Raw genomic sequence first — 21103 nt, 5'->3', positions numbered from 1 at the left:
GCAATTACATAAATACCGATCGGCTATATGAAGAGTTATAACGGACTCAGGCGCGGGGTGCGTAAGCAAACACATCCGCACGCATCTGATGGGCATCCATCCCCGCTTCCACCAGCGCATCCAGCGTGCCGTAGACCATGGCCGGCGAGCCGCTGGCATAGACGTGCAACGGTTTCAGATCAGGGAAATCCTCGCACACCGCTTCGTGCAACATCCCGCAGCGCCCCTCCCAGCCGCACTGGTCACTGACGACTTTGTGCAGGAACAGATTGGGCAATTTCAGCCATTCGTCCCAATGTTCGATTTCGTAGAAATCTTCCGGACGACGCACGCCCCAATACAAGTGCACCGGATGTTTGAAGCCCGAAGCCCGGCAATGTTCGATCAGGCTGTGGATCTGACCCATGCCGGTGCCGGCGGCGATCAGCACCAGCGGCCCGTCCGGCAGTTCCGCCAGATGGGTGTCGCCGAACGGCAGTTCGACCCGCACCATCGGGTTGCGCTTGAGCTGATCGATCAGGCTCAGCGCACTGGATTCGCGCGCCAGCACATGGATTTCCAGATCGCGCCCGCCGTGGGGCGCCGAGGCCATGGAGAACGCCGACTTCTCGCCGTTCTCGCGCTCGATCATCAAATACTGGCCAGCGTGGTAGCGCGGCGGTTTGCCGGCCGGCGCCCGCAGACGCACACGAAAGGTATCGCCACCGACGTCCCGGCATTCGATGACCTGACACGACACGCTGCGCACCGGCAGTTCTCCCAGCGCGAGCACGCCATCCCACAGCACGATGCAGTCTTCCAGCGGCTCCGCTATGCAAGTGTAGAACTCGCCGTGGTCGTGCACCTTGCCGGCCTGTTCGATCCGGCCTTCCACCAGCAGCGCCGCGCACACGTGACAATTGCCGTTGCGACAGCTTTGCGGGCATTCGTAGCCCAGGCGCCGCGCACCATCGAGAATCCGCTCTCCGGGCTGTATCTCGAGCACCGCTCCGGAGGGCTGCAGGGTTACACGCATCAATCTATTCCTAACTGATTCCAGATGGCATCGATCCGTTGAGTGACGGCATCATCCTTGACGATGACGCGGCCCCACTCGCGAGTGGTTTCGCCCGGCCACTTGTGGGTGGCGTCCAGGCCCATCTTCGAGCCGAGTCCCGACACCGGCGAGGCAAAGTCGAGGTAGTCGATCGGCGTGTTGTCGATCATCACCGTGTCGCGCTTGGGGTCCATGCGCGTGGTGATGGCCCAGATCACGTCGTTCCAGTCACGCGCGTTGATGTCGTCGTCGGTGACGATAACGAACTTGGTGTACATGAACTGTCGCAAAAACGACCAGACACCCAGCATCACGCGCTTGGCGTGGCCCGGATACGACTTCTTCATCGTCACCACGGCCATGCGGTACGAGCAGCCTTCCGGCGGCAGGTAGAAGTCGGTGATCTCCGGAAACTGCTTCTGCAGGATCGGCACGAACACTTCGTTCAGCGCCACGCCGAGAATCGCCGGCTCATCCGGCGGACGGCCGGTATAGGTGCTGTGGTAAATCGGCTTGATCCGGTGAGTGATGCGCTCGACGGTGAACACCGGGAAGCTGTCGACTTCGTTGTAGTAACCGGTGTGGTCGCCGTACGGGCCTTCGTCGGCCATCTCGCCCGGATGGATCACGCCTTCAAGGATGATTTCGGCAGTGGCCGGCACTTGCAGGTCGTTGCCACGGCACTTCACCAGCTCCGTGCGACTGTCGCGCAGCAGACCGGCGAAGGCGTATTCGGAGAGGCTGTCCGGCACCGGAGTAACGGCGCCGAGAATGGTCGCCGGATCGGCACCGAGGGCCACGGACACCGGGAACGGCTGGCCCGGGTGCTTCTCGCACCACTCACGGAAATCCAGCGCACCGCCACGGTGGCTGAGCCAGCGCATGATGACCTTGTTGCGGCCGATCACTTGCTGACGGTAGATGCCAAGGTTCTGGCGATCCTTGTTCGGACCTTTGGTGACCGTCAGGCCCCAAGTGATCAGCGGCGCCACGTCGCCCGGCCAGCAGGTCTGCACCGGCAGCATCGCCAGATCGACGTCGTCGCCTTCTATGACCACTTCCTGGCACGGCGCGTCCTTGATGACTTTCGGCGCCATCGCAATGATCTTGCGGAAGATCGGCAGCTTCGACCACGCGTCCTTCAAACCCTTCGGCGGCTCCGGTTCCTTGAGGAACGCCAGCAGCTTGCCGATTTCGCGCAGCTCGCTGACCGACTCGGCGCCCATGCCCATGGCCACCCGCTCGGGAGTGCCGAACAGGTTGCCGAGCACCGGGATGTCGTAACCGGTCGGCTTCTCGAACAGCAGCGCCGGGCCCTTGGCCCGCAGTGTGCGGTCGCACACCTCGGTCATTTCCAGCACCGGCGAAACGGGAATCTGGATGCGTTTCAACTCTCCGCGCTGCTCAAGCTGCTGCACGAAATCCCGAAGATCCTTGAATTTCATTGACGATGGCACCCTCAAAATAGGCGTACATCCTACCTGCTATGCCGGTCGCTGGCAGCCCGTCACTGCTTACTTGGCTGCATTCGCCTGACCTTTTCCCAGATTTGCCCTGGCCTGCAGGTCGACAAACAGCGGTTCGAGGATCGGCGCAACGAAACGCGCGCCGACCTCCGACAGGTGATTGTCATCGGTGTACAGTGAGTACCCACCGAGCTCGGCACGGCACAGACCGCTTTCATCGCACAGCTTCGGCGCCGGATCGACCACGCGTACCGCCGGGTCTTTCGCCAGCTCGGCGAACAGCTGACTGATGAAGGCCTGGCGCTTTTGGTGTTCGGCGACATTCAGCCCGACGTCATCCACCGGACGATCCAGCATCGCCAGTCGCGTCAGACGGTACGGCGGACTGAAAGCCTGCAACGGCGCCTCTTTCACCAGCCAGACCCGATGCCCGCCCGCACGCAATTGCGCCACTCGCGCGCGCAGACCGTCAGCCAGACGCTGCTCGGCGACGGCACGGTCGTAGTGCCCGTCAGGCGTTCTCAAGACATGGCCCAGATCACCTCTGGCATCGCCATAGAGATACAGACTCCAGCGCGCAACCAGCACCACATCACTGACGGTTTGCGGTTTGATTGCCTGCACCACACGTTGGTTGAACCGCGCGCAGCGGGCGTCATGCTCCAGACCTTCCACCGGTATGCACCCCGGCGAACTGGCGAGGATCACACTGACGCCATGGGCTTGCGCACCATCATCGAAGACCGGAATCAACGCCGTGGCATGACTGTCGCCCCAGACCAGCGCTCGCGAAGCCTGGTTCTGCAGACCGTAATGACAGAACAACTTGTCATCCGGGGTCTTGTCGTCCGCCAGACATGCCATCAACTCCGGCCGCCACTCGCGCCCCTTGGCGTATTGCAATGCCTGATCGGACAGGCGCCACGGCAGGCCGTCGGTCCAGCGCAGGGTTTGCCCGGCCAGTCCGATTATCAGCACGCCGAACGCACCGGCGATCAGAATCTGCCGACGTCCGGCCAGCAAGCGCCGCTCGCGGAACGGCGTCTCGACGAATTTCCACGACAGATAGCCCAGCACCAGGGTCAGCAGGATCAACCCGGCGCTGTCGAAGGCGCTCGGCTCGTCGACGCTGGCGTAGCTGGAAAACACGAACACCGGCCAGTGCCACAAGTACCAGGAATAGGAAATCAGACCCAGACCGACCATGACCCGACTGCTCAAGAATTGACCTACCCAGGTCTGGCGATGACCGTTGGCCATGATCAACAGCACCACGCCAAGCACCGGCAGCAATGCGGCCGCACCGGGGAACGGCGTACGTTTGTCGAAACCGAACACCGCCAACAGAATCAGGCCCATGCCGAGCAGGCTCAACAGTTGCGCGGCCATCGGCTTGAGGCGCCAGGCATGCTTCGGTGCGATCGCCAGCATCGCCCCCGCCAGCAGCTCCCATGCGCGCATCGGCAGCAGGAAGAAGGCTTTTTCCGGATGGTGGTGGACCGCCCAGACGCTCAACCCGAATGAAACGAGCAGCACGCCGAACAGCGCCAGCCGCCAGTGCTTCAAGCGGCTCGACATCAGGGTCAGCAACAGCGGGAAGACAATGTAGAACTGCTCCTCTACCGCCAGTGACCAGGTGTGCAGCAGCGGTTTGAGATCCGAGGCGACATCGAAGTAGCCGTCCTGGCGCATGAACAGGATGTTCGAGACAAACAGCACCTGATAGCGCACCGAGCGCCCGAGTTCTTCGTAGTCCTTGGGCGCCATCAGAAACCAGCCCACCGCCAGCACCGCGATGATCATCGCAAACAGCGCCGGCAGGATCCGCCGCGCACGCCGCGACCAGAACTCGACGAAACTGAACCGGCCGGCCTGGCGCTGGTTCCAGATGATCGAGGTGATGAGGTAACCGGAGATCACGAAAAACACGTCCACACCGACAAAACCGCCGGTAAACCCAGGGACGCCAAAATGGAACAGCACCACGGCTATCACCGCGACTGCCCGCAAGCCGTCGATATCCCTTCGATAAGCGAGTGTGCTCATAAATCTTTAATGCCAATCAGATGGTTATTTTTTGTACAGCATCGAACGCTGCTTCTTGTTTTGCCCAGTCACTGACCTTACCAGATCGCAAACCTCCTATCGGCCGGACAAAAAACAGGCAAAAAAATGGCGCCCTCGAAAGGACGCCATTTTCTGAATCAACCGACGATGTTACTTGCGCTTCATCGACAGGAAGAATTCGTCGTTGGTCTTGGTCGTTTTCAGCTTGTCGACCAGGAACTCGATGGCCGCGACTTCGTCCATCGGGTGCAGCAGTTTGCGCAGGATCCACATACGCTGCAGTTCGTCGTCGGCAGTCAGCAGCTCTTCACGACGGGTACCGGACTTGTTGATGTTGATGGCCGGGAACACACGCTTCTCGGCGATACGACGGTCCAGTGGCAGTTCCATGTTGCCGGTGCCCTTGAACTCTTCGTAGATCACTTCATCCATCTTCGAGCCGGTTTCAACCAGCGCGGTGGCGATGATGGTCAGCGAGCCGCCTTCTTCGATGTTTCGCGCGGCGCCGAAGAAACGCTTCGGTTTCTCCAGGGCGTGGGCATCGACACCACCGGTCAGCACCTTGCCGGAGCTCGGGATCACGGTGTTGTAGGCACGGGCCAGACGGGTGATGGAGTCGAGCAGGATCACCACGTCCTTCTTGTGTTCGACCAGGCGCTTGGCCTTCTCGATCACCATTTCAGCCACTTGCACGTGACGGGTCGGCGGCTCGTCGAAGGTCGAGGCAACCACTTCGCCGCGCACGGTGCGCTGCATTTCGGTCACTTCTTCCGGACGCTCGTCGATCAACAGCACGATCAGGTGAACTTCAGGGTTGTTACGGGCGATGTTCGCTGCGATGTTCTGCAGCATGATCGTTTTACCGGCTTTCGGCGGTGCAACGATCAGACCACGCTGGCCTTTGCCGATCGGGGCGCACAGGTCGATCACACGACCGGTCAGGTCTTCGGTGGAACCGTTGCCGGCTTCCATCTTCATGCGCACGGTCGGGAACAGCGGGGTCAGGTTCTCGAAGAGAATCTTGTTTTTCGCGTTCTCAGGACGATCGAAGTTGATCGTGTCGACCTTGAGCAGGGCGAAATAACGCTCGCCTTCCTTCGGAGGGCGGATCTTGCCAACGATGGTGTCACCGGTGCGCAAGTTGAAACGGCGGATCTGGCTCGGCGAAACGTAGATGTCGTCAGGGCCGGCGAGGTAGGAAGCGTCAGCGGAGCGCAGGAAGCCGAAGCCGTCCTGGAGAATCTCCAGCACGCCATCACCGGAGATTTCCTCACCGCTTTTAGCGTGCTTTTTCAGCAGGGAGAAAATCACGTCCTGCTTGCGCGAACGGGCCATATTTTCTATGCCCATCTGTTCGGCCAATTCGAGCAGTTCGGTAATCGGCTTTTGCTTGAGTTCAGTCAGATTCATATAGGAATGACGTAATCATTTATGGAGGGGGGAAATTAAGCTTTTGGCTTAATGAGGCCGCGCCGCGGAGAAGGCGACAGGATCGCGTACTTATTCGAAAGGAAGTGCGTCGGCGACGGCTAGCAGGGGGCAGTGGAGAAACCAGTGCGGGGCCGAATGTACCACCTGAGTTTCGGAGCGTCTAGCCCTGAATACGCAAAAAGCCCCGCAATTTGCGGGGCTTTTTGAGGACAACTTTACCGCGACGCTTAGATGTTGGCGTCGAGGAAAGCAGCCAGTTGCGACTTCGACAGAGCGCCGACCTTGGTCGCTTCCACGTTGCCGTTCTTGAACAGCATCAGGGTCGGAATACCACGTACGCCGTGCTTGGCAGGGGTTTCCTGGTTTTCGTCGATGTTCAGTTTGGCAACGGTCAGCTTGCCTTTGTAAGTCTCTGCAATCTCGTCCAGAACCGGAGCGATCATTTTGCAAGGGCCGCACCATTCAGCCCAGTAGTCGACCAGGACAGCGCCTTCGGCCTTGAGTACGTCGGCTTCGAAGCTAGCGTCGCTAACGTGTTTGATCAGATCGCTGCTCATGGAATTCTCCAGGTTGTAAGCAAAAAAACGTGGCCCATCATAGCCGCCCTTCCCTTGTTCAGGAAGCCGCAGATGATTGAGTCTTGCTATGGCACTCGATGAGTTTGGGTATAGCTCAAGTCACGCGCCGGCGGGGGCGATGAAGGCGATTCCGGTACGCAGCGCCGCATTGCGCACGTGCTCCTGCATGGCCTTCTGCGCGGCAGCGGAGGCCCGGCGGGCAAGGGCGCGGAGGATCTTGCGGTGTTCCTGCCAGGTTTCCATGGCCCGTTCGGCGCGGATGAACGGTAGTTTCTGGCTCTCCAGAAAGATGTCGGCGCTGGCGGTGAGGATGCTCAGCATCGCCTGATTGCCGCTGGCCAGCAGGATCCGCCGGTGGAATTCGAAATCCAGTTTCGCCGCTGCCTCGAAGTCGCCGGCGCGCAGTTGCTCGCGCATGGCGGCGACGTTGTCTTCCAGTTCGTCCAGATCAAACGTGCTCAACGTCACCGCCGCCAGACCGGCCGCAAACCCTTCCAGCGCATAGCGCAACTGAAAGATTTCCAGCGGCGAAGCCTGGGCGGCGAACGGCCAGGCCGGTGCGCCCTCGCCACGAGGCAACTCGACCGGCGCCTGCACGAACACGCCTTTGCCCGGCTGAATGCTGACCACACCCAGCGCACTCAAGGACGACAACGCCTCACGCAACGAGGCGCGGCTGACGCCCAGCTGAACCGCCAGATCCCGTTGCGAGGGCAGCGCATCGCCGGGGCCGAAGCCCTGCTCGGTAATCAGTTTGCGGATCGCTTGCAGCGCCACTTCGGGTACGGCGCGGGAGATCGAGTTCATGGTTTTCCAGACGGACCAGGCCAAGGTGCGGCCAGTTGTAAAGCTATTCGAGGCATCAGGCAAGTCGTGCCCCAGCGGGGTTCGACGGTGCGCGTCGATGCGCTATCGCAGTGCGAAATCCGACCTGACTGTTCAGACCAGTAAGACCGAACAAACCCGCCAAACCCGTGGCTTTGCGACGCCGAACCCCTGTCTTGGCACGGCCCGTGCTCTGTCCGAACGCAGAATTCACTTCCCGCCGATCCGGAGATTGTCCATGACGAAGCGTTACAGCGCCCTCCTCGCCGCCCTGCTTGCCGGTCTGATGCTGAGCCAGACCCCCGCCCATGCCGACGGTCTGGATGACGTGGTCAAACGCGGCACCTTGAAAGTTGCCGTGCCCCAGGACTTCCCGCCGTTCGGTTCGGTCGGCCCGGACATGAAGCCGCGCGGCCTCGATATCGACACCGCGAAACTGCTGGCCGAGCAGCTCAAGGTCAAACTCGAACTGACCCCGGTCAACAGCACCAACCGCATCCCGTTCCTGACCACCGGCAAGGTCGACCTGGTGATTTCCAGCCTCGGCAAGAACCCCGAGCGCGAGAAGGTCATCGATTTCTCCCGCGCCTATGCGCCGTTCTACCTCGCCGTGTTCGGCCCGCCGGACGCAGCGGTCAGCACCCTCGACGATCTCAAGGGCAAAACCATCAGCGTCACCCGTGGTGCCATCGAAGACATCGAGCTGACCAAGGTCGCCCCGGAAGGCGTGACCATCAAACGCTTCGAAGACAACAACTCGACCATCGCCGCCTACCTCGCAGGTCAGGTCGACCTGATCGCCAGCGGCAACGTGGTAATGGTCGCGATCAGTGAAAAGAACCCCAAACGCGTCCCCGCGCTGAAAGTGAAGCTCAAGGATTCGCCGGTCTACGTCGGCGTGAACAAGAACGAGCCGGCGCTGCTGGGCAAGGTCAACGAGATCCTGACCACCGCCAAGGCTGACGGCGCGCTGGAAAAGAACGCGCAGACCTGGCTCAAAGAGCCGCTGCCGGCCGACCTCTGACCGGCGACGCGGGAGACTTTCATGGCCTATCAGTTCGATTTTTTGCCGGTGGTGGAAAACACCGACCTGCTCTTGCGCGGGGCGCTGTTCACCCTTGAGCTGACGGCCATCGGCGCACTCTTCGGGGTTGGCGTGGGCATCGTCGGGGCGCTGGTGCGGGCGTGGAACATCCGCCCGTTCTCGGCGATCTTCGGCGTATATGTGGAGTTGATCCGCAACACGCCGTTTCTGGTGCAGCTGTTCTTCATCTTCTTCGGCCTGCCGTCCCTCGGCGTGCAGATTTCCGAGTGGCAGGCGGCGGTGCTGGCGATGGTGATCAACCTCGGTGCGTACTCGACCGAAATCATCCGCGCCGGTATCCAGGCGATTCCGCGCGGGCAGCTGGAAGCCGCAGCGGCATTGGCGATGAGCCGTTTCGAAGCGTTCCGCCACGTGGTGCTGTTGCCGGCGCTGGGCAAGGTCTGGCCGGCGCTGAGCAGCCAGATCATCATCGTCATGCTCGGTTCGGCGGTGTGTTCGCAGATTGCCACCGAAGAATTGAGCTTCGCCGCCAACTTCATTCAGTCGCGCAACTTCCGCGCCTTTGAAACCTACGCCCTGACCACCCTCATCTATCTGTGCATGGCGTTGCTGATCCGTCAGCTGTTGAACTGGCTCGGTCGGCGTTATCTGTCTAAAAGCAGCGCAAGGAGCAGCCAATGAGCGACTTCACGTTCTGGGACATCCTGCGCAATCTGCTGACCGGCCTGCAATGGACACTGGCGCTGTCGCTGGTGGCGTTCATCGGCGGCGGGATCGTCGGGTTGCTGATCCTGATCATGCGCATCTCGAAAAACCCGCTGCCCAGCAGCATCGCCCGCACCTGGATCGAACTGTTCCAAGGCACACCGCTGTTGATGCAGCTGTTTCTGGTGTTCTTCGGCGTGGCCCTGGCCGGGGTGGAAATTTCGCCGTGGATGGCGGCGGCGATTGCCCTGACGCTGTTCACCAGTGCTTATCTGGCGGAGATCTGGCGCGGCTGCGTCGAGGCGATTCCCCACGGTCAGTGGGAAGCTTCGTCGAGCCTGGCGCTGAATCCGCTCGAGCAATTGCGCTACGTGATCCTGCCGCAGGCGCTGCGAATTGCCGTGGCGCCGACCGTGGGTTTCTCGGTGCAAGTGGTCAAGGGCACCGCCGTGACCTCGATCATCGGCTTCACCGAGCTGACCAAGACCGGCGGCATGCTCGCCAACGCCACCTTCGAACCGTTCATGGTCTACGGCCTCGTCGCCCTGGGCTACTTCCTGCTCTGCTACCCCCTGTCCCTCAGTGCGCGCTACCTGGAAAGGAGACTGCATGCCTCTGCTTAGAATTTCTGCCCTGCATAAATATTACGGCGATCACCACGTGCTCAAAGGCATCGACCTGAGCGTCGAGGAAGGCCAGGTGGTGGCGATCATCGGCCGCAGCGGCTCGGGCAAGTCCACCCTGCTGCGCACCCTCAACGGTCTGGAATCGATCAACGACGGCGTGATCGAAGTCGACGGCGAATACCTCGACGCCGCCCGCGCCGACCTGCGCAGCCTGCGGCAGAAAGTCGGGATGGTGTTCCAGCAGTTCAATCTGTTTCCGCACCTGACCGTCGGCGAGAACGTGATGCTCGCGCCGCAGGTGGTGCAGAAAGTGCCCAAGGCCAAGGCACAAGAACTGGCGCGGCAGATGCTGGAGCGCGTCGGCCTGGGCGAGAAGTTCGACGCGTTCCCGGAACGCCTCTCGGGCGGCCAGCAACAACGCGTGGCGATTGCCCGGGCGCTGGCGATGTCGCCGAAGGTGCTGCTGTGCGACGAGATCACCTCGGCGCTGGACCCCGAGCTGGTCAACGAAGTGCTCAGCGTGGTCCGCCAGCTCGCGAAGGAAGGCATGACGCTGATCATGGTCACCCACGAAATGCGCTTCGCCCGGGAGGTCGGGGACAAACTGGTGTTCATGCACCAGGGCAAGGTGCACGAGGTGGGTGACCCGAAAGTGCTGTTTGCCGATCCGCAGACGCCGGAGCTGGCGAACTTTATTGGCACCGTGGAAGCGACTGCCTGAAACAGCCTGCTACCCGATCGTTCCCACGTCGAGGCGTCGAACCGTCCGCGTGGGAATGCAGCCCGGGACGCTCCGCGTCCCAAAAGCGGACGCAGAGCGTCCGTTGAGGCATTCCCACGCAGAGCGTGGGAACGATCAGCGTCGTTGAGTGCGCAACGGTCCCTGGCTTTTATGCGCAGGATCAAGGGTTTGAACCATGCGCGTTGGCGGCAGCGTTTGATCGTGGCACGATGTCGGGGTTATCGACCGAGACCCCCAGACCATGCCGCAATCCCAAGCCAAGAATCTGTCCCTGATCGCCGCGATCGACCTGGGCTCCAACAGCTTCCATATGGTCGTGGCCAAGGCCCAGAACGGCGAAATCCGTATTCTCGAACGGCTCGGAGAAAAAGTTCAGCTGGCCGCCGGCATCGACGATGAGCGTCAGCTCAACGAAGAATCCATGCAGCGCGGTCTCGACTGCCTCAAGCGCTTTGCCCAACTGATCAATGGCATGCCGCTGGGCGCCGTGCGGATCGTCGGCACCAACGCCCTGCGCGAGGCGCGCAACCGTGGCGAATTCATCCGTCGCGCCGAAGAAATCCTCGGCCATCCGGTGGAAGTCATCTCCGGCCGTGAAGAGGCCCGCCTGATCTACCTCGGCGTGTCCCACACCCTCGCCGACACTCCGGGCAAACGTCTGGTCGCCGACATCGGCGGCGGCAGTACCGAATTCATCATCGGCCAGCGTTTCGAACCGCTGCTGCGCGAAAGCCTGCAAATGGGCTGCGTGAGCTTCACCCAACGCTACTTCAAGGACGGCAAGATCACCCCGGCCCGCTACGCCCAGGCGTACACGGCGGCGCGCCTGGAAATCATGAGCATCGAACACGCCCTGCATCGCCTGACCTGGGATGAAGCCATTGGCTCCTCGGGCACCATCCGCGCCATCGGTCTGGCGCTGAAGGCCGGCGGTCATGGCACCGGCGAGGTAAATGCCGAAGGCCTGGCGTGGCTCAAGCGCCGTCTGTTCAAGCTCGGCGATGTCGACAAGATCGATTTCGAAGGCATCAAGCCGGATCGTCGGGCGATCTTCCCGGCCGGTCTGGCGATTCTCGAAGCGATCTTCGACGCCCTCGAACTGCAACGAATGGATCACTGCGAAGGCGCGCTGCGTGAAGGCGTGCTCTACGACCTGCTCGGCCGACATCACCACGAAGACGTGCGCGAACGCACCCTGACCTCGCTGATGGAGCGCTACCACGTCGATCAGGAACAGGCCGCACGGGTCGAGCGCAAAGCCTTGCACGCCTTCGATCAAGTGGCCGTGGATTGGGAGCTGGACGACGGCATCTGGCGCGAACTGCTGGGCTGGGCGGCGAAAGTGCACGAAGTCGGGCTCGACATCGCGCACTATCACTACCACAAGCACGGCGCCTACCTGATCGAACACTCGGACCTCGCCGGGTTCTCCCGCGAAGACCAGCAAATGCTCGCCCTGCTGGTGCGCGGCCACCGTCGCAACATCCCCAAGGACAAGTTCGCCGAGTTCGGCGACGACGGCGACAAGCTGATCCGCCTGTGCGTGCTGCTGCGTTTCGCCATCCTGTTCCACCACATCCGTGGCACCCAGGCGATGCCGCAAGTGACACTGCATGCAAATGGCAACCACCTCGACGTGGAATTCCCGGAGAACTGGCTGGATGAAAACCAGCTGACCCAGGCGGATTTCGGGCTTGAGGCCGAGTGGCTGACGCGGGTCGGGATTGTCCTGACCGTTCATTGAGTAACGGGCAGGCACAAAAAAGGCGATCCGGATGGATCGCCTTTTTTATAGCTATGAAACCTGCGGTCAGCTGCTCACCGGCAGAATCGGGCTGCCCAACCGCTCCAGCAAAGTCGCCTGCGCACTGCGCGGGTTCTGGTTGCCGGTCGGCGTGTTGCGGATATAGCGACCGTCCGATTGCAGGCTCCAGCTGTGGGTGTTGTCGGTCAGGTAAAGCTCCAGCTCTTTCTTGACCCGGGTCAGCAACTTCTTGCCTTCCACCGGGAAGCAGGTCTCGACGCGCTTGTCGAGGTTGCGCTCCATCCAGTCGGCGCTGGAGAGGAACATCTGCTCCTCGCCACCGTTGAGGAAGTAGAACACCCGGGTGTGCTCAAGGAAGCGACCGATGATCGAGCGCACGTGAATGTTGTGCGAAACCCCGGCGATGCCCGGACGCAGACAGCACATGCCGCGCACCACCAGATCGATGCGCACGCCGGACTGGCTGGCCTTGTACAGCGCGCGGATGATCTTCGGATCGGTCAGCGAGTTGAACTTGGCGATGATGTGCGCCGGCTTGCCGTCGAGCGCAAATTGCGTCTCGCGGGTAATCATGTCGAGCATGCCCTTCTTCAGGGTGAACGGCGCATGCAGCAGCTTCTTCATGCGCAGCGTCTTGCCCATGCCGATCAATTGGCTGAACAGTTTGCCGACGTCTTCGCACAAGGCGTCGTCGGAAGTCAGCAGGCTGTAGTCGGTGTACAGGCGGGCGTTGCCGGCGTGGTAGTTACCGGTGCCGAGGTGCGCGTAACGCACGATCTCTCCCTGCTCGCGGCGCAGGATCAGCATCATCTTGGCGTGGGTCTTGAAGCCGACCACGCCGTAGATCACCACCGCGCCCGCCGCTTGCAGGCGGCTGGCCAGTTGCAGGTTGGATTCTTCGTCGAAGCGCGCACGCAGCTCGATGACCGCCGTCACTTCCTTGCCATTACGCGCGGCGTCCACCAGCGCATCGACGATTTCCGAGTTGGCGCCGGAGCGGTACAGGGTCTGGCGCACGGCGAGGACGTGCGGGTCCTTGGCGGCCTGGCGCAGCAGGTCGACCACCGGGGTGAACGACTCGAACGGGTGCAGCAGCAGGATGTCCTGCTTGCTGATCACGCTGAAAATGTTTTCGCTGTTCTGCAGCAGTTTCGGGATCTGCGGCGTGAACGGCGTGTATTGCAGCTCAGGATGGCTGTCCAGACCGGTGATGCTGAACAGACGCGTCAGGTTTACCGGACCGTTGACCTGATACAGCTCGGTCTCGCTCAGGTTGAACTGCTTGAGCAGGTAGTCCGACAGGTGTTTCGGGCAGGTGTCGGCGACTTCCAGGCGCACGGCATCACCGTAACGGCGGGAGAACAACTCGCCACGCAGGGCGCGGGCCAGGTCTTCGACGTCTTCGGAGTCGAGCGCCAGGTCGGCGTTTCGAGTCAGACGGAACTGGTAGCAGCCTTTAACCTTCATGCCCTGGAACAGGTCATCGGCGTGGGCGTGGATCATCGACGACAGGAACACATAGTTGTCGCCAGGGCCGCCGACTTCTTCCGGCACCTTGATGATCCGCGGCAGCAGACGCGGCGCCGGGATGATCGCCAGACCGGAGTCGCGACCGAAGGCGTCGATACCTTCGAGCTCGACGATGAAGTTCAGGCTTTTGTTCACCAGCAACGGGAACGGGTGCGTCGGGTCGAGGCCGATCGGAGTGATGATCGGCGCGATCTCGTCGCGGAAATAGCGGCGGACCCAAGTTTTGATCTTGGTCGTCCAGTGGCGACGACGGATGAAACGCACCTGATGCTTTTCCAGCTCCGGGAGCAGGATGTCGTTGAGGATCGCGTACTGGCGATCTACGTGACCGTGCACCAGCTCGCTGATCCGGGCCAGGGCCTGGTGCGGTTGCAGGCCGTCGGCGCCGGCCTGTTCACGGGCGAAGGTGATCTGCTTCTTGAGGCCGGCGACGCGGATTTCGAAGAATTCGTCGAGGTTGCTGGAGAAGATCAGCAGGAACTTCAGCCGCTCCAGCAACGGGTAGGACTCGTCCAGCGCCTGTTCCAGCACGCGGATGTTGAACTGCAGTTGCGACAATTCACGGTGGATGTACAGGCTGCTGTCATCCAGGCCGGGAATCGCGATCGCCGGAACCGCCGCGGCAGGCTCGGTTGCCGGCGCGGGTGGCGCAGGCTCCAGTTCCGGCGGGGTTTCGGTAATCTGCTCGACCACGGGTTGAGCTTCTTTTACGGCAACTTCAGTGAGTCCTTCGGTATTCATCGAATGTTCCTGGGAGGGCTATTTCTGCTCTCGTAACAATTGAGCGGCACGGACAGCAAAGTAAGTCAGGATGCCATCAGCGCCGGCACGTTTAAAGGCGGTCAGGGATTCGAGGATCACGCCTTCGCTCAACCAGCCATTCTGGATCGCCGCCATGTGCATGGCGTATTCGCCGCTGACCTGATAGACGAAGGTCGGCACTTTGAAGGCATCTTTTACCCGGAACAAAATGTCCAGGTACGGCATGCCGGGTTTGACCATGACCATGTCCGCGCCTTCAGACAAGTCCGCACCCACTTCGTGCAGCGCTTCGTCGCTGTTGGCCGGGTCCATCTGATAGGAGGCCTTGTTCGCCTTGCCCAGGTTCGCGGCCGAACCCACCGCATCGCGGAACGGGCCGTAATAGGCACTGGCGTACTTGGCCGAGTAGGCCATGATCCGCACATTGACGTGACCGGCCAGCTCCAGCGCTTCGCGGATGGCCTGGATGCGGCCGTCCATCATGTCCGACGGGGCAACCACCTGGGCGCCCGCAGCAGCATGGGACAAGGCTTGCTTGACCAGTGCATCGACGGTGATGTCGTTCTGCACATAGCCTTCTTCATCGAGAATGCCGTCCTGACCGTGAGTGGTGAACGGGTCGAGGGCGACGTCGGTGATCACGCCCAGCTCGGGGAATCGGTCACGCAGGGCGCGAGTGGCGCGCTGGGCGATACCTTCGGGATTCCACGCTTCGGCGGCATCGAGGGATTTGAGTTCGGGCGGGGTAACCGGAAACAGTGCCAGCGCCGGAATCCCCAGTTCGACCCATTTGGCGGCTTCTTCAAGCAGCAGGTCGATGGTCAGGCGCTCGACACCCGGCATCGAGGCCACGGCTTCGCGGCGGTTTTCACCATCGAGCACGAACACCGGCAGGATCAGGTCATCGACCGTCAGCACATTCTCACGTACCAGCCGCCGGGAAAAATCATCACGGCGATTGCGACGCAGGCGGGTGGCAGGGAACAGACGGTTGGCTGGGGTAAAGCTCACGGCAGACTCCTGAGCCCGCGCAAACGGGCGAGCGTGACAGTTATAGATGGCCATTATGACGGTCGTATGACAGTTATGTGCACCCCTGCGACAGGTAGTCGCTTTCCATTGTCCGTGTAGGAAATGTTCACGTCGAGACACATTTCGACACTTTCCTGAATGTGTCCGAAGGGTTAGGCTGCGCGTTCATTTCGCCAGCACCCAGACAATGCTCCAACAATTTCTGCATGACTTCGGCTACTTTGCCCTGTTTCTCGGGACGTTTTTCGAAGGCGAAACCATCCTGGTGCTCGCGGGCTTCCTCGCGTTCCGTGAATACATGGACATCAAACTGGTGGTGGTCGTGGCGTTCTTCGGCAGCTATGCCGGCGATCAGCTGTGGTACTTCCTGGGCCGCAAGCACGGGCGCAAGCTGCTGGCGCGCAAGCCGCGCTGGCAGATGATGGGCGACCGCGCGCTGGAACACATCCGCAAGCACCCGGACATCTGGGTCTTGAGCTTTCGCTTCGTGTACGGCCTGCGCACGGTGATGCCGGTGGCAATCGGCCTCTCGGGCTATCCGCCGGGACGTTATCTGCTACTCAACGGTATCGGCGCCGCGATCTGGGCCACCGCCCTGGCCGCCGCTGCTTACCATTTCGGCGCCGTGCTCGAAGGCATGCTCGGCAGCATCAAGAAGTATGAGTTGTGGGTGCTGGGCGCGCTGCTGGTGCTCGGCCTGGGCCTATGGCTGCGCCGCCGGTTCAAGAATGCCCGGCTGGCGAAAAAGGTTTACGAGGAAGAACAGGCCGAGCTGCTGGCCAAGGCCGAACGGCACAAAGCCGAAATGACCAACACCGCCGATCCTAAGACGCCAGCCGAGTAAGTCGCTGGCGACAGCCATACAGCCCGATGCCGCTGAGCAGGCTGTAACTGAGCAGGCCGACCCATATCCCCGGGCTGGCCGGCCAGAGTCCGACCAGCGGCGCCAGCCACACCAGCGGCAGGTTCAATGCCAGCCGCAACACTTCAAGCTTCGCCGCCCACGGGCGATTCTCCAGGGCCGCGCCCAACACGAACAAACCGAACGCCACCGCGCCCCAGCCGAGCAGCAATGCTCCGGTGGGCAGACTGTGTTCCAGATTCATCAGATAACTGCCCAGCGCCACATACACGCCGAACTGCAACCCCACGTACCACTGCTGACGGCTGTCCAGCGGCACTTCGAATTTGCGGAACTGACTCAGGTCCGGCTTGTTCATCGGGTACTTCGCCGCAACGTCCGCCGGACGCCAGCCGGTGCGCATGAACCAGATCCGGATCTTGTCCCACGTACGCTCGGCCCGGCGCGCGTCGTCCCACAGTTGGGCGTAGAACTGCAGGTTGGCCCACAACGGATTCCAGCTCCCCAGCGGTGTGGTCACGCCGAAAATCACCGGCTCGTTGTCGTCCTCCTCCTGGAACGAGCCGAACAGTCGGTCCCAAATAATGAACACCCCGCCGTAGTTGCGATCCATGTAGAGAGCGTTCTGTGCATGGTGGGCCCGATGATTGGACGGCGTGACGAAGCACCACTCGAACCAGCCGAGCTTGGGAATGTGCCGGGTATGGACCCAGAACTGATACAGCAGATTCAGCGCCGCAACGCTGACGAACACCAGCAGCGGCACCCCGAGCACGGCCATCGGCAGGTAGAAGATCCAGCTCAGCAGGAACCCGGTGCTGGTCTGGCGCAAGGCCGTGGAAAGGTTGTAGTCCTCGCTCTGGTGATGCACCGAATGCGCCGCCCAGAGAATGTTCCGTTCATGGCCCATGCGATGCAGCCAGTAATAGCAGAAGTCATAGAAGACAAAGGCAAACACCCAGACCCAGACGCTGTCCGCAGGCAACCTGACCAGCGCCAGATGCTCCAGGGCAAACGCATAGGTCACCAGGCCCACGCCCTTGGTCAACAGGCCGGTGGTGGTCGACAACACCCCGGTGCTGATGCTGTTCACCGCATCGGCCAGGCGATAGTTGCTCACCCCGCGCCAGCGGTCGGCGATGAGCTCCGCCGCAATCAACACGAAGAAAAACGGTACCGCATACAGGATGAAGTTCATGACGCGCCCTGGTCGGAATCTGTAGCTCAGATCCTAGGTGTAGCCGCGGCTTGATCCTATGGCAACGAACGACAAATTAGAGGACATTTAGCGCCATGAATCTGGAGAGAAACCCATGAGCAAAAAAGTTGCAGTGATCCTGTCCGGTTGCGGCGTTTACGACGGCGCCGAGATCTACGAAAGCGTCATTACCCTGTTGCGCCTCGACCAGCGCGGCGCCCAGGTGCAGTGCTTCGCCCCGAACATCGCGCAATTGCATGTGATCAATCACCTGACCGGTGAAGAAATGCCCGAGTCGCGCAACGTACTGGTGGAATCGGCTCGCATCGCCCGGGGCAACGTCAAGGATCTGCGTGAGGCCGATGTCGAGGACTTCGATGCGCTGATCGTGCCAGGCGGTTTCGGTGCGGCGAAGAACCTGTCGAACTTCGCCATCGAAGGCGCCGGCTGCACCGTGCAGCCGCAAGTGCTGGCGCTGGCCGAAGCCTTTGCCGAAGCGGGCAAACCGGTGGGCCTGATCTGCATTTCGCCGGCGCTGGCCGCGAAAATCTACGGCCCCGGCGTGACCTGCACCATCGGCAACGACGCCAACACCGCCGCCGCCATGAACAAGATGGGCGCCAACCACGAAGACTGCGCGGTGACCGACATCATTGAAGACAAGGCGCGCAAACTGGTGACCACTCCGGCGTACATGCTGGCGCAGACGATCAGCGAGGCGGCTTCAGGGATCAACAAACTGGTGGATCGGGTGCTAGAGCTGACTCACGAAAACGACGCCTGACCTGAGACCGTGATCGTTCCCACGCTCCGCGTGGGAATGCAGCCTTGGACGCTCCGCGTCTGCTTTGCATCGGTGGTGAGGCTGGGACGCGGAGCGTCCCGAGAGGCATTCCCACGCAGACGGTTCGACGCCTCGACGTGGGAACGATCAATGTTCAGGTTTTGCGGGCGAGCCTGGTGAGGATCCGGTCCAGCGCATTGGCGAACGCCTGCTTCTCGCGGTCACCGAACGGCGCCGGGCCGCCAGTGACCTGGCCTTGCTCACGCAGGTCGGTGAACAGGTTGCGTGTCGCCAGCCGCTCACCCATGTTCTGCGCGTCGAACTCCTTGCCGCGCGGGTCCAGCGCTGCAACGCCCTTCTTCACCAGCCGGTCGGCCAGTGGAATGTCGCTGCAGATCACCAGTTCACCCGGCACCGCATGCTCCACCAGATAATCATCCGCCGCATCCGGGCCGCTCGGCACCACGATCAGCTTGACGATCGCCAGCGCCGGTTTGCTCTGCGGCTGCCCCGCCACCAGCACCACTTCGAAGCGACGCTTGAGGGCGAACTTCACCACCAGCTCCTTGGCCATCTTCGGGCAGGCGTCGGCATCGATCCATACGCGCATCATCTCAAGCCGCCACTCGGCGCTTTTCAGCCAACCAACTGCGGCCATACAGCACGATGATCGCCGCAATCGCCACGGCCTGCGCCGTCAGCGAATAGGCATCGGCATGAATGCCCAGCCAGTCGAAATCGAAGAACGCCACCGGCCGGGTGCCAAAGATCCCGGCTTCCTGCAACGCCTTCACGCCGTGGCCGGCGAACACCACCGACAACGCGCAGAGCAGCGCTGCGTTGATGCTGAAGAACAGCGCCAGCGGCAGTTTCGCCGAACCGCGCAGGATCACCCACGCCAGACCGAACAGCAGCACCAGCGCCGTCGCACCACCAGCAAGTACCGCGTTATGCCCGGCGGGACCGGCCTGCAGCCACAGGGTTTCGTAGAACAGGATCACTTCGAACAGTTCGCGGTATACCGAGAAGAACGCCAGGATCGCGAAACCGAAACGCCCGCCTCCGCCAACCAGACTCTGCTTGATGTAGTCCTGCCAGGCTGCCGCGTGCCGACGGTCGTGCATCCACACCCCGAGCCACAACACCATGACGCTGGCAAACAGCGCCGTGGCGCCTTCCAGCAGTTCACGCTGGGAGCCGCTGACATCGATCACGTACGCCGCCAGCGCCCAGGTCCCGAGACCGGCCAGCAATGCCAGACCCCAGCCGACGTTGACGCTGCGCACCGCCGATTGCTGGCCGGTGTTGCGCAAGAACGCGAGGATCGCCGCCAGCACCAGAATCGCTTCCAGACCTTCGCGCAGCAGAATCAGCAGACCGGAGATGTAGCTCAGCGACCAGCTCAATCCATCGCTGCCCAACAGGCCGGCAGACTCCTTGAGTTTGGCCTTGGCCGCATCGAGACGCTGTTCGGCCTGCTCCACCGGCAAGCCGTCCTGCAGCGATTGCCGATAGGCCATCAGGGACTTTTCGGTGTCCTTGCGCACGTTGGCGTCGACGTTGTCCAGCGAGCTTTCGACCAGTTCGAAGCCTTCCAGATACGCCGCCACCGACAGGTCGTAAGCCTGATCGTGTTCACCGGCACGGTACGCCGCCAGGCTCTTGTCCAGGGTCGCGGCGGTGTAGTCGAGCAACTGCGCCGGGCCGCGCTTGACCTGCGGCGGCTGCGCCCGTTGCGCACGGAAGATCGCGGCGGCTTCAGCGCCCTCGGCAGCCTGCACCTCGGCCGGGGTCTGGCGGGCCAGATCAGCAATGTTGTAGGTCTTGTCGGATTTGGCCGTGGCCGGATCGGCGCTGAACTGCGCGATATAGGTCGCCAGATCCCAGCGCTGACGGTCGTCCAGTTGATCGGCAAAGGCTGGCATGTCAGTGCCTTCGACGCCCTGGCCGAGAGTGCTGTAGATCGCGTACAGGCTCAGGCGATCCATCCGCGCGGCGTCGCGCAGATTGGCCGGCGCCGGCGTCATGCCGAGACCCGCCGGGCCGTCGCCGGCACCGGTGTCGCCATGGCACACCGAGCAGTTCTGCGCGTAGAGCGGCGCACCGCGGGTCGGGTCGGGGGTGATGATCGGGGCCTGGCTGACTTCATAAGCCACCGCCAGTTTCGCCCCCAGTTGCCGAGCCTGACGGGCGACGTCCGCACCGTCCTGTTTCGCCGTGATCGCGGCGTGCAAGGCGCTGACGCCCTGTTCCAGCGCCGCTTTCTCCGGTTTGGCCGGCAGGTCGGCGATCAGCCCTTGCAGCACCTGGGTGAATTCCAGTTGCTCGCGGTATTCGCCATCGTCGATGACCTTGCCTGCCGCTACCGTCGGCGGGTAATCGGCGCTGATGTAATCAAGCAGGTGCAACGCTTGCGGCGCGCCTTCCACGGTGTCGGCCAGCAGATTGAAGCTGCTCAGGGCGCACAGCGGGAACACCAGCCAGGCCAGAAATCGGGACGCGGCAGTCATGAATGAGTCTCAAATGGAAATGCGAAGTTACATATTGTTCACTTCGAGCGCGATTCCCTCAAGCTTTCTCTCCAATACCCGGCACATGGCCACTGCCCACCCCTATAATCCTTCACCTTTCGCCTCTCTGCTCCAGGAA

18 protein-coding genes are annotated in these 21103 nt (G+C 61.8%); 7 read left to right on the top strand and 11 right to left on the bottom strand.

Features of this window, described 5'->3' with window-relative positions:
- Positions 1-46: 46 nt before the first annotated feature.
- From CAF80_RS11550 to CAF80_RS11525, 6 genes are all read right to left on the bottom strand, one after another.
- Entirely contained in the window at positions 47-1015 is a 969-nt protein-coding gene (locus CAF80_RS11550) for a CDP-6-deoxy-delta-3,4-glucoseen reductase (protein ID WP_039765335.1), read from the bottom strand.
- On the bottom strand, positions 1015-2481 hold the full coding sequence (gene ubiD, locus CAF80_RS11545) for a 4-hydroxy-3-polyprenylbenzoate decarboxylase (RefSeq protein WP_064379935.1): 1467 nt from the start codon (positions 2479-2481) through the stop codon (positions 1015-1017). The genes CAF80_RS11550 and ubiD overlap by 1 nt, the downstream gene beginning before the upstream one ends.
- Before the next feature lie 69 nt (positions 2482-2550).
- Entirely contained in the window at positions 2551-4548 is a 1998-nt protein-coding gene (locus CAF80_RS11540; protein WP_085667358.1) for an acyltransferase family protein, read from the bottom strand.
- A 171-nt stretch (positions 4549-4719) separates the two neighbouring features.
- Positions 4720-5979, bottom strand: coding sequence for a transcription termination factor Rho (rho, locus tag CAF80_RS11535; protein WP_011336486.1), 1260 nt, complete (start codon positions 5977-5979; stop codon positions 4720-4722).
- Positions 5980-6227: 248 nt separating this feature from the next.
- On the bottom strand, positions 6228-6557 hold the full coding sequence (gene trxA / locus CAF80_RS11530; RefSeq protein ID WP_003206727.1) for a thioredoxin TrxA: 330 nt from the start codon (positions 6555-6557) through the stop codon (positions 6228-6230).
- A 120-nt stretch (positions 6558-6677) separates the two neighbouring features.
- Positions 6678-7385, bottom strand: a complete 708-nt coding sequence (locus tag CAF80_RS11525; RefSeq protein ID WP_039765330.1) for a FadR/GntR family transcriptional regulator — start codon at positions 7383-7385, stop codon at positions 6678-6680.
- Between the two features lie 256 nt (positions 7386-7641).
- On the opposite strand from CAF80_RS11525, the gene CAF80_RS11520 reads away from it, so the two are divergent.
- The 5 genes from CAF80_RS11520 to ppx all read left to right on the top strand — a co-directional run bounded on the left by CAF80_RS11520 (position 7642) and on the right by ppx (position 12265).
- The gene (locus CAF80_RS11520; RefSeq protein WP_039765329.1) at positions 7642-8427 is read left to right on the top strand and encodes a transporter substrate-binding domain-containing protein; all 786 of its coding nucleotides are present in this window, start codon (positions 7642-7644) and stop codon (positions 8425-8427) included.
- 21 nt (positions 8428-8448) lie between these two features.
- Positions 8449-9129: an amino acid ABC transporter permease gene (locus CAF80_RS11515; protein ID WP_039765327.1), complete on the top strand. Its 681-nt coding sequence runs from the start codon at positions 8449-8451 to the stop codon at positions 9127-9129.
- Entirely contained in the window at positions 9126-9776 is a 651-nt protein-coding gene (locus tag CAF80_RS11510) for an amino acid ABC transporter permease (RefSeq protein ID WP_011336490.1), read from the top strand. Before CAF80_RS11515 ends, CAF80_RS11510 begins: the two co-directional genes overlap by 4 nt.
- A complete protein-coding gene (locus tag CAF80_RS11505; protein WP_064600296.1) occupies positions 9763-10500 on the top strand; it encodes an amino acid ABC transporter ATP-binding protein in 738 nt (245 codons plus the stop codon). Before CAF80_RS11510 ends, CAF80_RS11505 begins: the two co-directional genes overlap by 14 nt.
- A gap of 262 nt (positions 10501-10762) precedes the next feature.
- The gene (gene ppx / locus CAF80_RS11500; RefSeq protein WP_039765323.1) at positions 10763-12265 is read left to right on the top strand and encodes an exopolyphosphatase; all 1503 of its coding nucleotides are present in this window, start codon (positions 10763-10765) and stop codon (positions 12263-12265) included.
- Between the two features lie 66 nt (positions 12266-12331).
- Here the strand turns inward: ppx and ppk1 are convergent, their stop codons facing one another.
- Entirely contained in the window at positions 12332-14557 is a 2226-nt protein-coding gene (gene ppk1 / locus CAF80_RS11495; RefSeq protein ID WP_039765322.1) for a polyphosphate kinase 1, read from the bottom strand.
- A gap of 18 nt (positions 14558-14575) precedes the next feature.
- Positions 14576-15589: a porphobilinogen synthase gene (gene hemB, locus CAF80_RS11490; RefSeq protein WP_007951836.1), complete on the bottom strand. Its 1014-nt coding sequence runs from the start codon at positions 15587-15589 to the stop codon at positions 14576-14578.
- 208 nt (positions 15590-15797) lie between these two features.
- Here hemB and CAF80_RS11485 point away from each other — a divergent pair, with 208 nt between their 5' ends.
- Complete coding sequence (locus CAF80_RS11485; RefSeq protein ID WP_039765319.1) at positions 15798-16454, top strand: DedA family protein; 657 nt, start codon at positions 15798-15800, stop codon at positions 16452-16454.
- Here the strand turns inward: CAF80_RS11485 and CAF80_RS11480 are convergent.
- The gene (locus tag CAF80_RS11480) at positions 16435-17670 is read right to left on the bottom strand and encodes a sterol desaturase family protein (protein WP_074690047.1); all 1236 of its coding nucleotides are present in this window, start codon (positions 17668-17670) and stop codon (positions 16435-16437) included. The two genes, CAF80_RS11485 and CAF80_RS11480, sit on opposite strands and share 20 nt — an antisense overlap.
- Before the next feature lie 115 nt (positions 17671-17785).
- On the opposite strand from CAF80_RS11480, the gene elbB reads away from it, so the two are divergent.
- Entirely contained in the window at positions 17786-18454 is a 669-nt protein-coding gene (elbB, locus tag CAF80_RS11475) for an isoprenoid biosynthesis glyoxalase ElbB (protein ID WP_039765316.1), read from the top strand.
- Between the two features lie 154 nt (positions 18455-18608).
- Here the strand turns inward: elbB and CAF80_RS11470 are convergent, their stop codons facing one another.
- Both CAF80_RS11470 and CAF80_RS11465 read right to left on the bottom strand, forming a co-directional pair.
- Positions 18609-19064: a YaiI/YqxD family protein gene (locus tag CAF80_RS11470; protein WP_039765442.1), complete on the bottom strand. Its 456-nt coding sequence runs from the start codon at positions 19062-19064 to the stop codon at positions 18609-18611.
- A gap of 4 nt (positions 19065-19068) precedes the next feature.
- Positions 19069-20964: an FTR1 family protein gene (locus CAF80_RS11465; RefSeq protein WP_074690045.1), complete on the bottom strand. Its 1896-nt coding sequence runs from the start codon at positions 20962-20964 to the stop codon at positions 19069-19071.
- Positions 20965-21103: the final 139 nt, after the last annotated feature.

This window comes from Pseudomonas sp. B34(2017), from assembly GCF_002112915.1.
GTDB classification, from domain to species: Bacteria; Pseudomonadota; Gammaproteobacteria; order Pseudomonadales; family Pseudomonadaceae; genus Aquipseudomonas; species Aquipseudomonas pharyngis.
The sequence above is the reverse complement of the archived record's forward strand: the minus strand, read 5'-3'. Positions and strand labels throughout refer to the sequence as shown.

What these genes read in the sequence shown, in the direction of transcription:
- CAF80_RS11470 (WP_039765442.1), bottom strand. Translation starts at nt 19,064, where the DNA reads ATGCGCGTATGGATCGATGCCGACGCCTGCCCGAAGATGGCCAAGGAG.
- elbB (WP_039765316.1), top strand. Translation starts at nt 17,786, where the DNA reads ATGAGCAAAAAAGTTGCAGTGATCCTGTCCGGTTGCGGCGTTTACGAC.
- CAF80_RS11485 (WP_039765319.1), top strand. Translation starts at nt 15,798, where the DNA reads ATGCTCCAACAATTTCTGCATGACTTCGGCTACTTTGCCCTGTTTCTC.
- CAF80_RS11515 (WP_039765327.1), top strand. Translation starts at nt 8,449, where the DNA reads ATGGCCTATCAGTTCGATTTTTTGCCGGTGGTGGAAAACACCGACCTG.
- rho (WP_011336486.1), bottom strand. Translation starts at nt 5,979, where the DNA reads ATGAATCTGACTGAACTCAAGCAAAAGCCGATTACCGAACTGCTCGAA.
- CAF80_RS11550 (WP_039765335.1), bottom strand. Translation starts at nt 1,015, where the DNA reads ATGCGTGTAACCCTGCAGCCCTCCGGAGCGGTGCTCGAGATACAGCCC.
- CAF80_RS11525 (WP_039765330.1), bottom strand. Translation starts at nt 7,385, where the DNA reads ATGAACTCGATCTCCCGCGCCGTACCCGAAGTGGCGCTGCAAGCGATC.
- CAF80_RS11510 (WP_011336490.1), top strand. Translation starts at nt 9,126, where the DNA reads ATGAGCGACTTCACGTTCTGGGACATCCTGCGCAATCTGCTGACCGGC.
- ubiD (WP_064379935.1), bottom strand. Translation starts at nt 2,481, where the DNA reads ATGAAATTCAAGGATCTTCGGGATTTCGTGCAGCAGCTTGAGCAGCGC.
- CAF80_RS11505 (WP_064600296.1), top strand. Translation starts at nt 9,763, where the DNA reads ATGCCTCTGCTTAGAATTTCTGCCCTGCATAAATATTACGGCGATCAC.
- ppx (WP_039765323.1), top strand. Translation starts at nt 10,763, where the DNA reads ATGCCGCAATCCCAAGCCAAGAATCTGTCCCTGATCGCCGCGATCGAC.
- CAF80_RS11465 (WP_074690045.1), bottom strand. Translation starts at nt 20,964, where the DNA reads ATGACTGCCGCGTCCCGATTTCTGGCCTGGCTGGTGTTCCCGCTGTGC.
- CAF80_RS11540 (WP_085667358.1), bottom strand. Translation starts at nt 4,548, where the DNA reads ATGAGCACACTCGCTTATCGAAGGGATATCGACGGCTTGCGGGCAGTC.
- CAF80_RS11480 (WP_074690047.1), bottom strand. Translation starts at nt 17,670, where the DNA reads ATGAACTTCATCCTGTATGCGGTACCGTTTTTCTTCGTGTTGATTGCG.
- CAF80_RS11520 (WP_039765329.1), top strand. Translation starts at nt 7,642, where the DNA reads ATGACGAAGCGTTACAGCGCCCTCCTCGCCGCCCTGCTTGCCGGTCTG.
- ppk1 (WP_039765322.1), bottom strand. Translation starts at nt 14,557, where the DNA reads ATGAATACCGAAGGACTCACTGAAGTTGCCGTAAAAGAAGCTCAACCC.
- trxA (WP_003206727.1), bottom strand. Translation starts at nt 6,557, where the DNA reads ATGAGCAGCGATCTGATCAAACACGTTAGCGACGCTAGCTTCGAAGCC.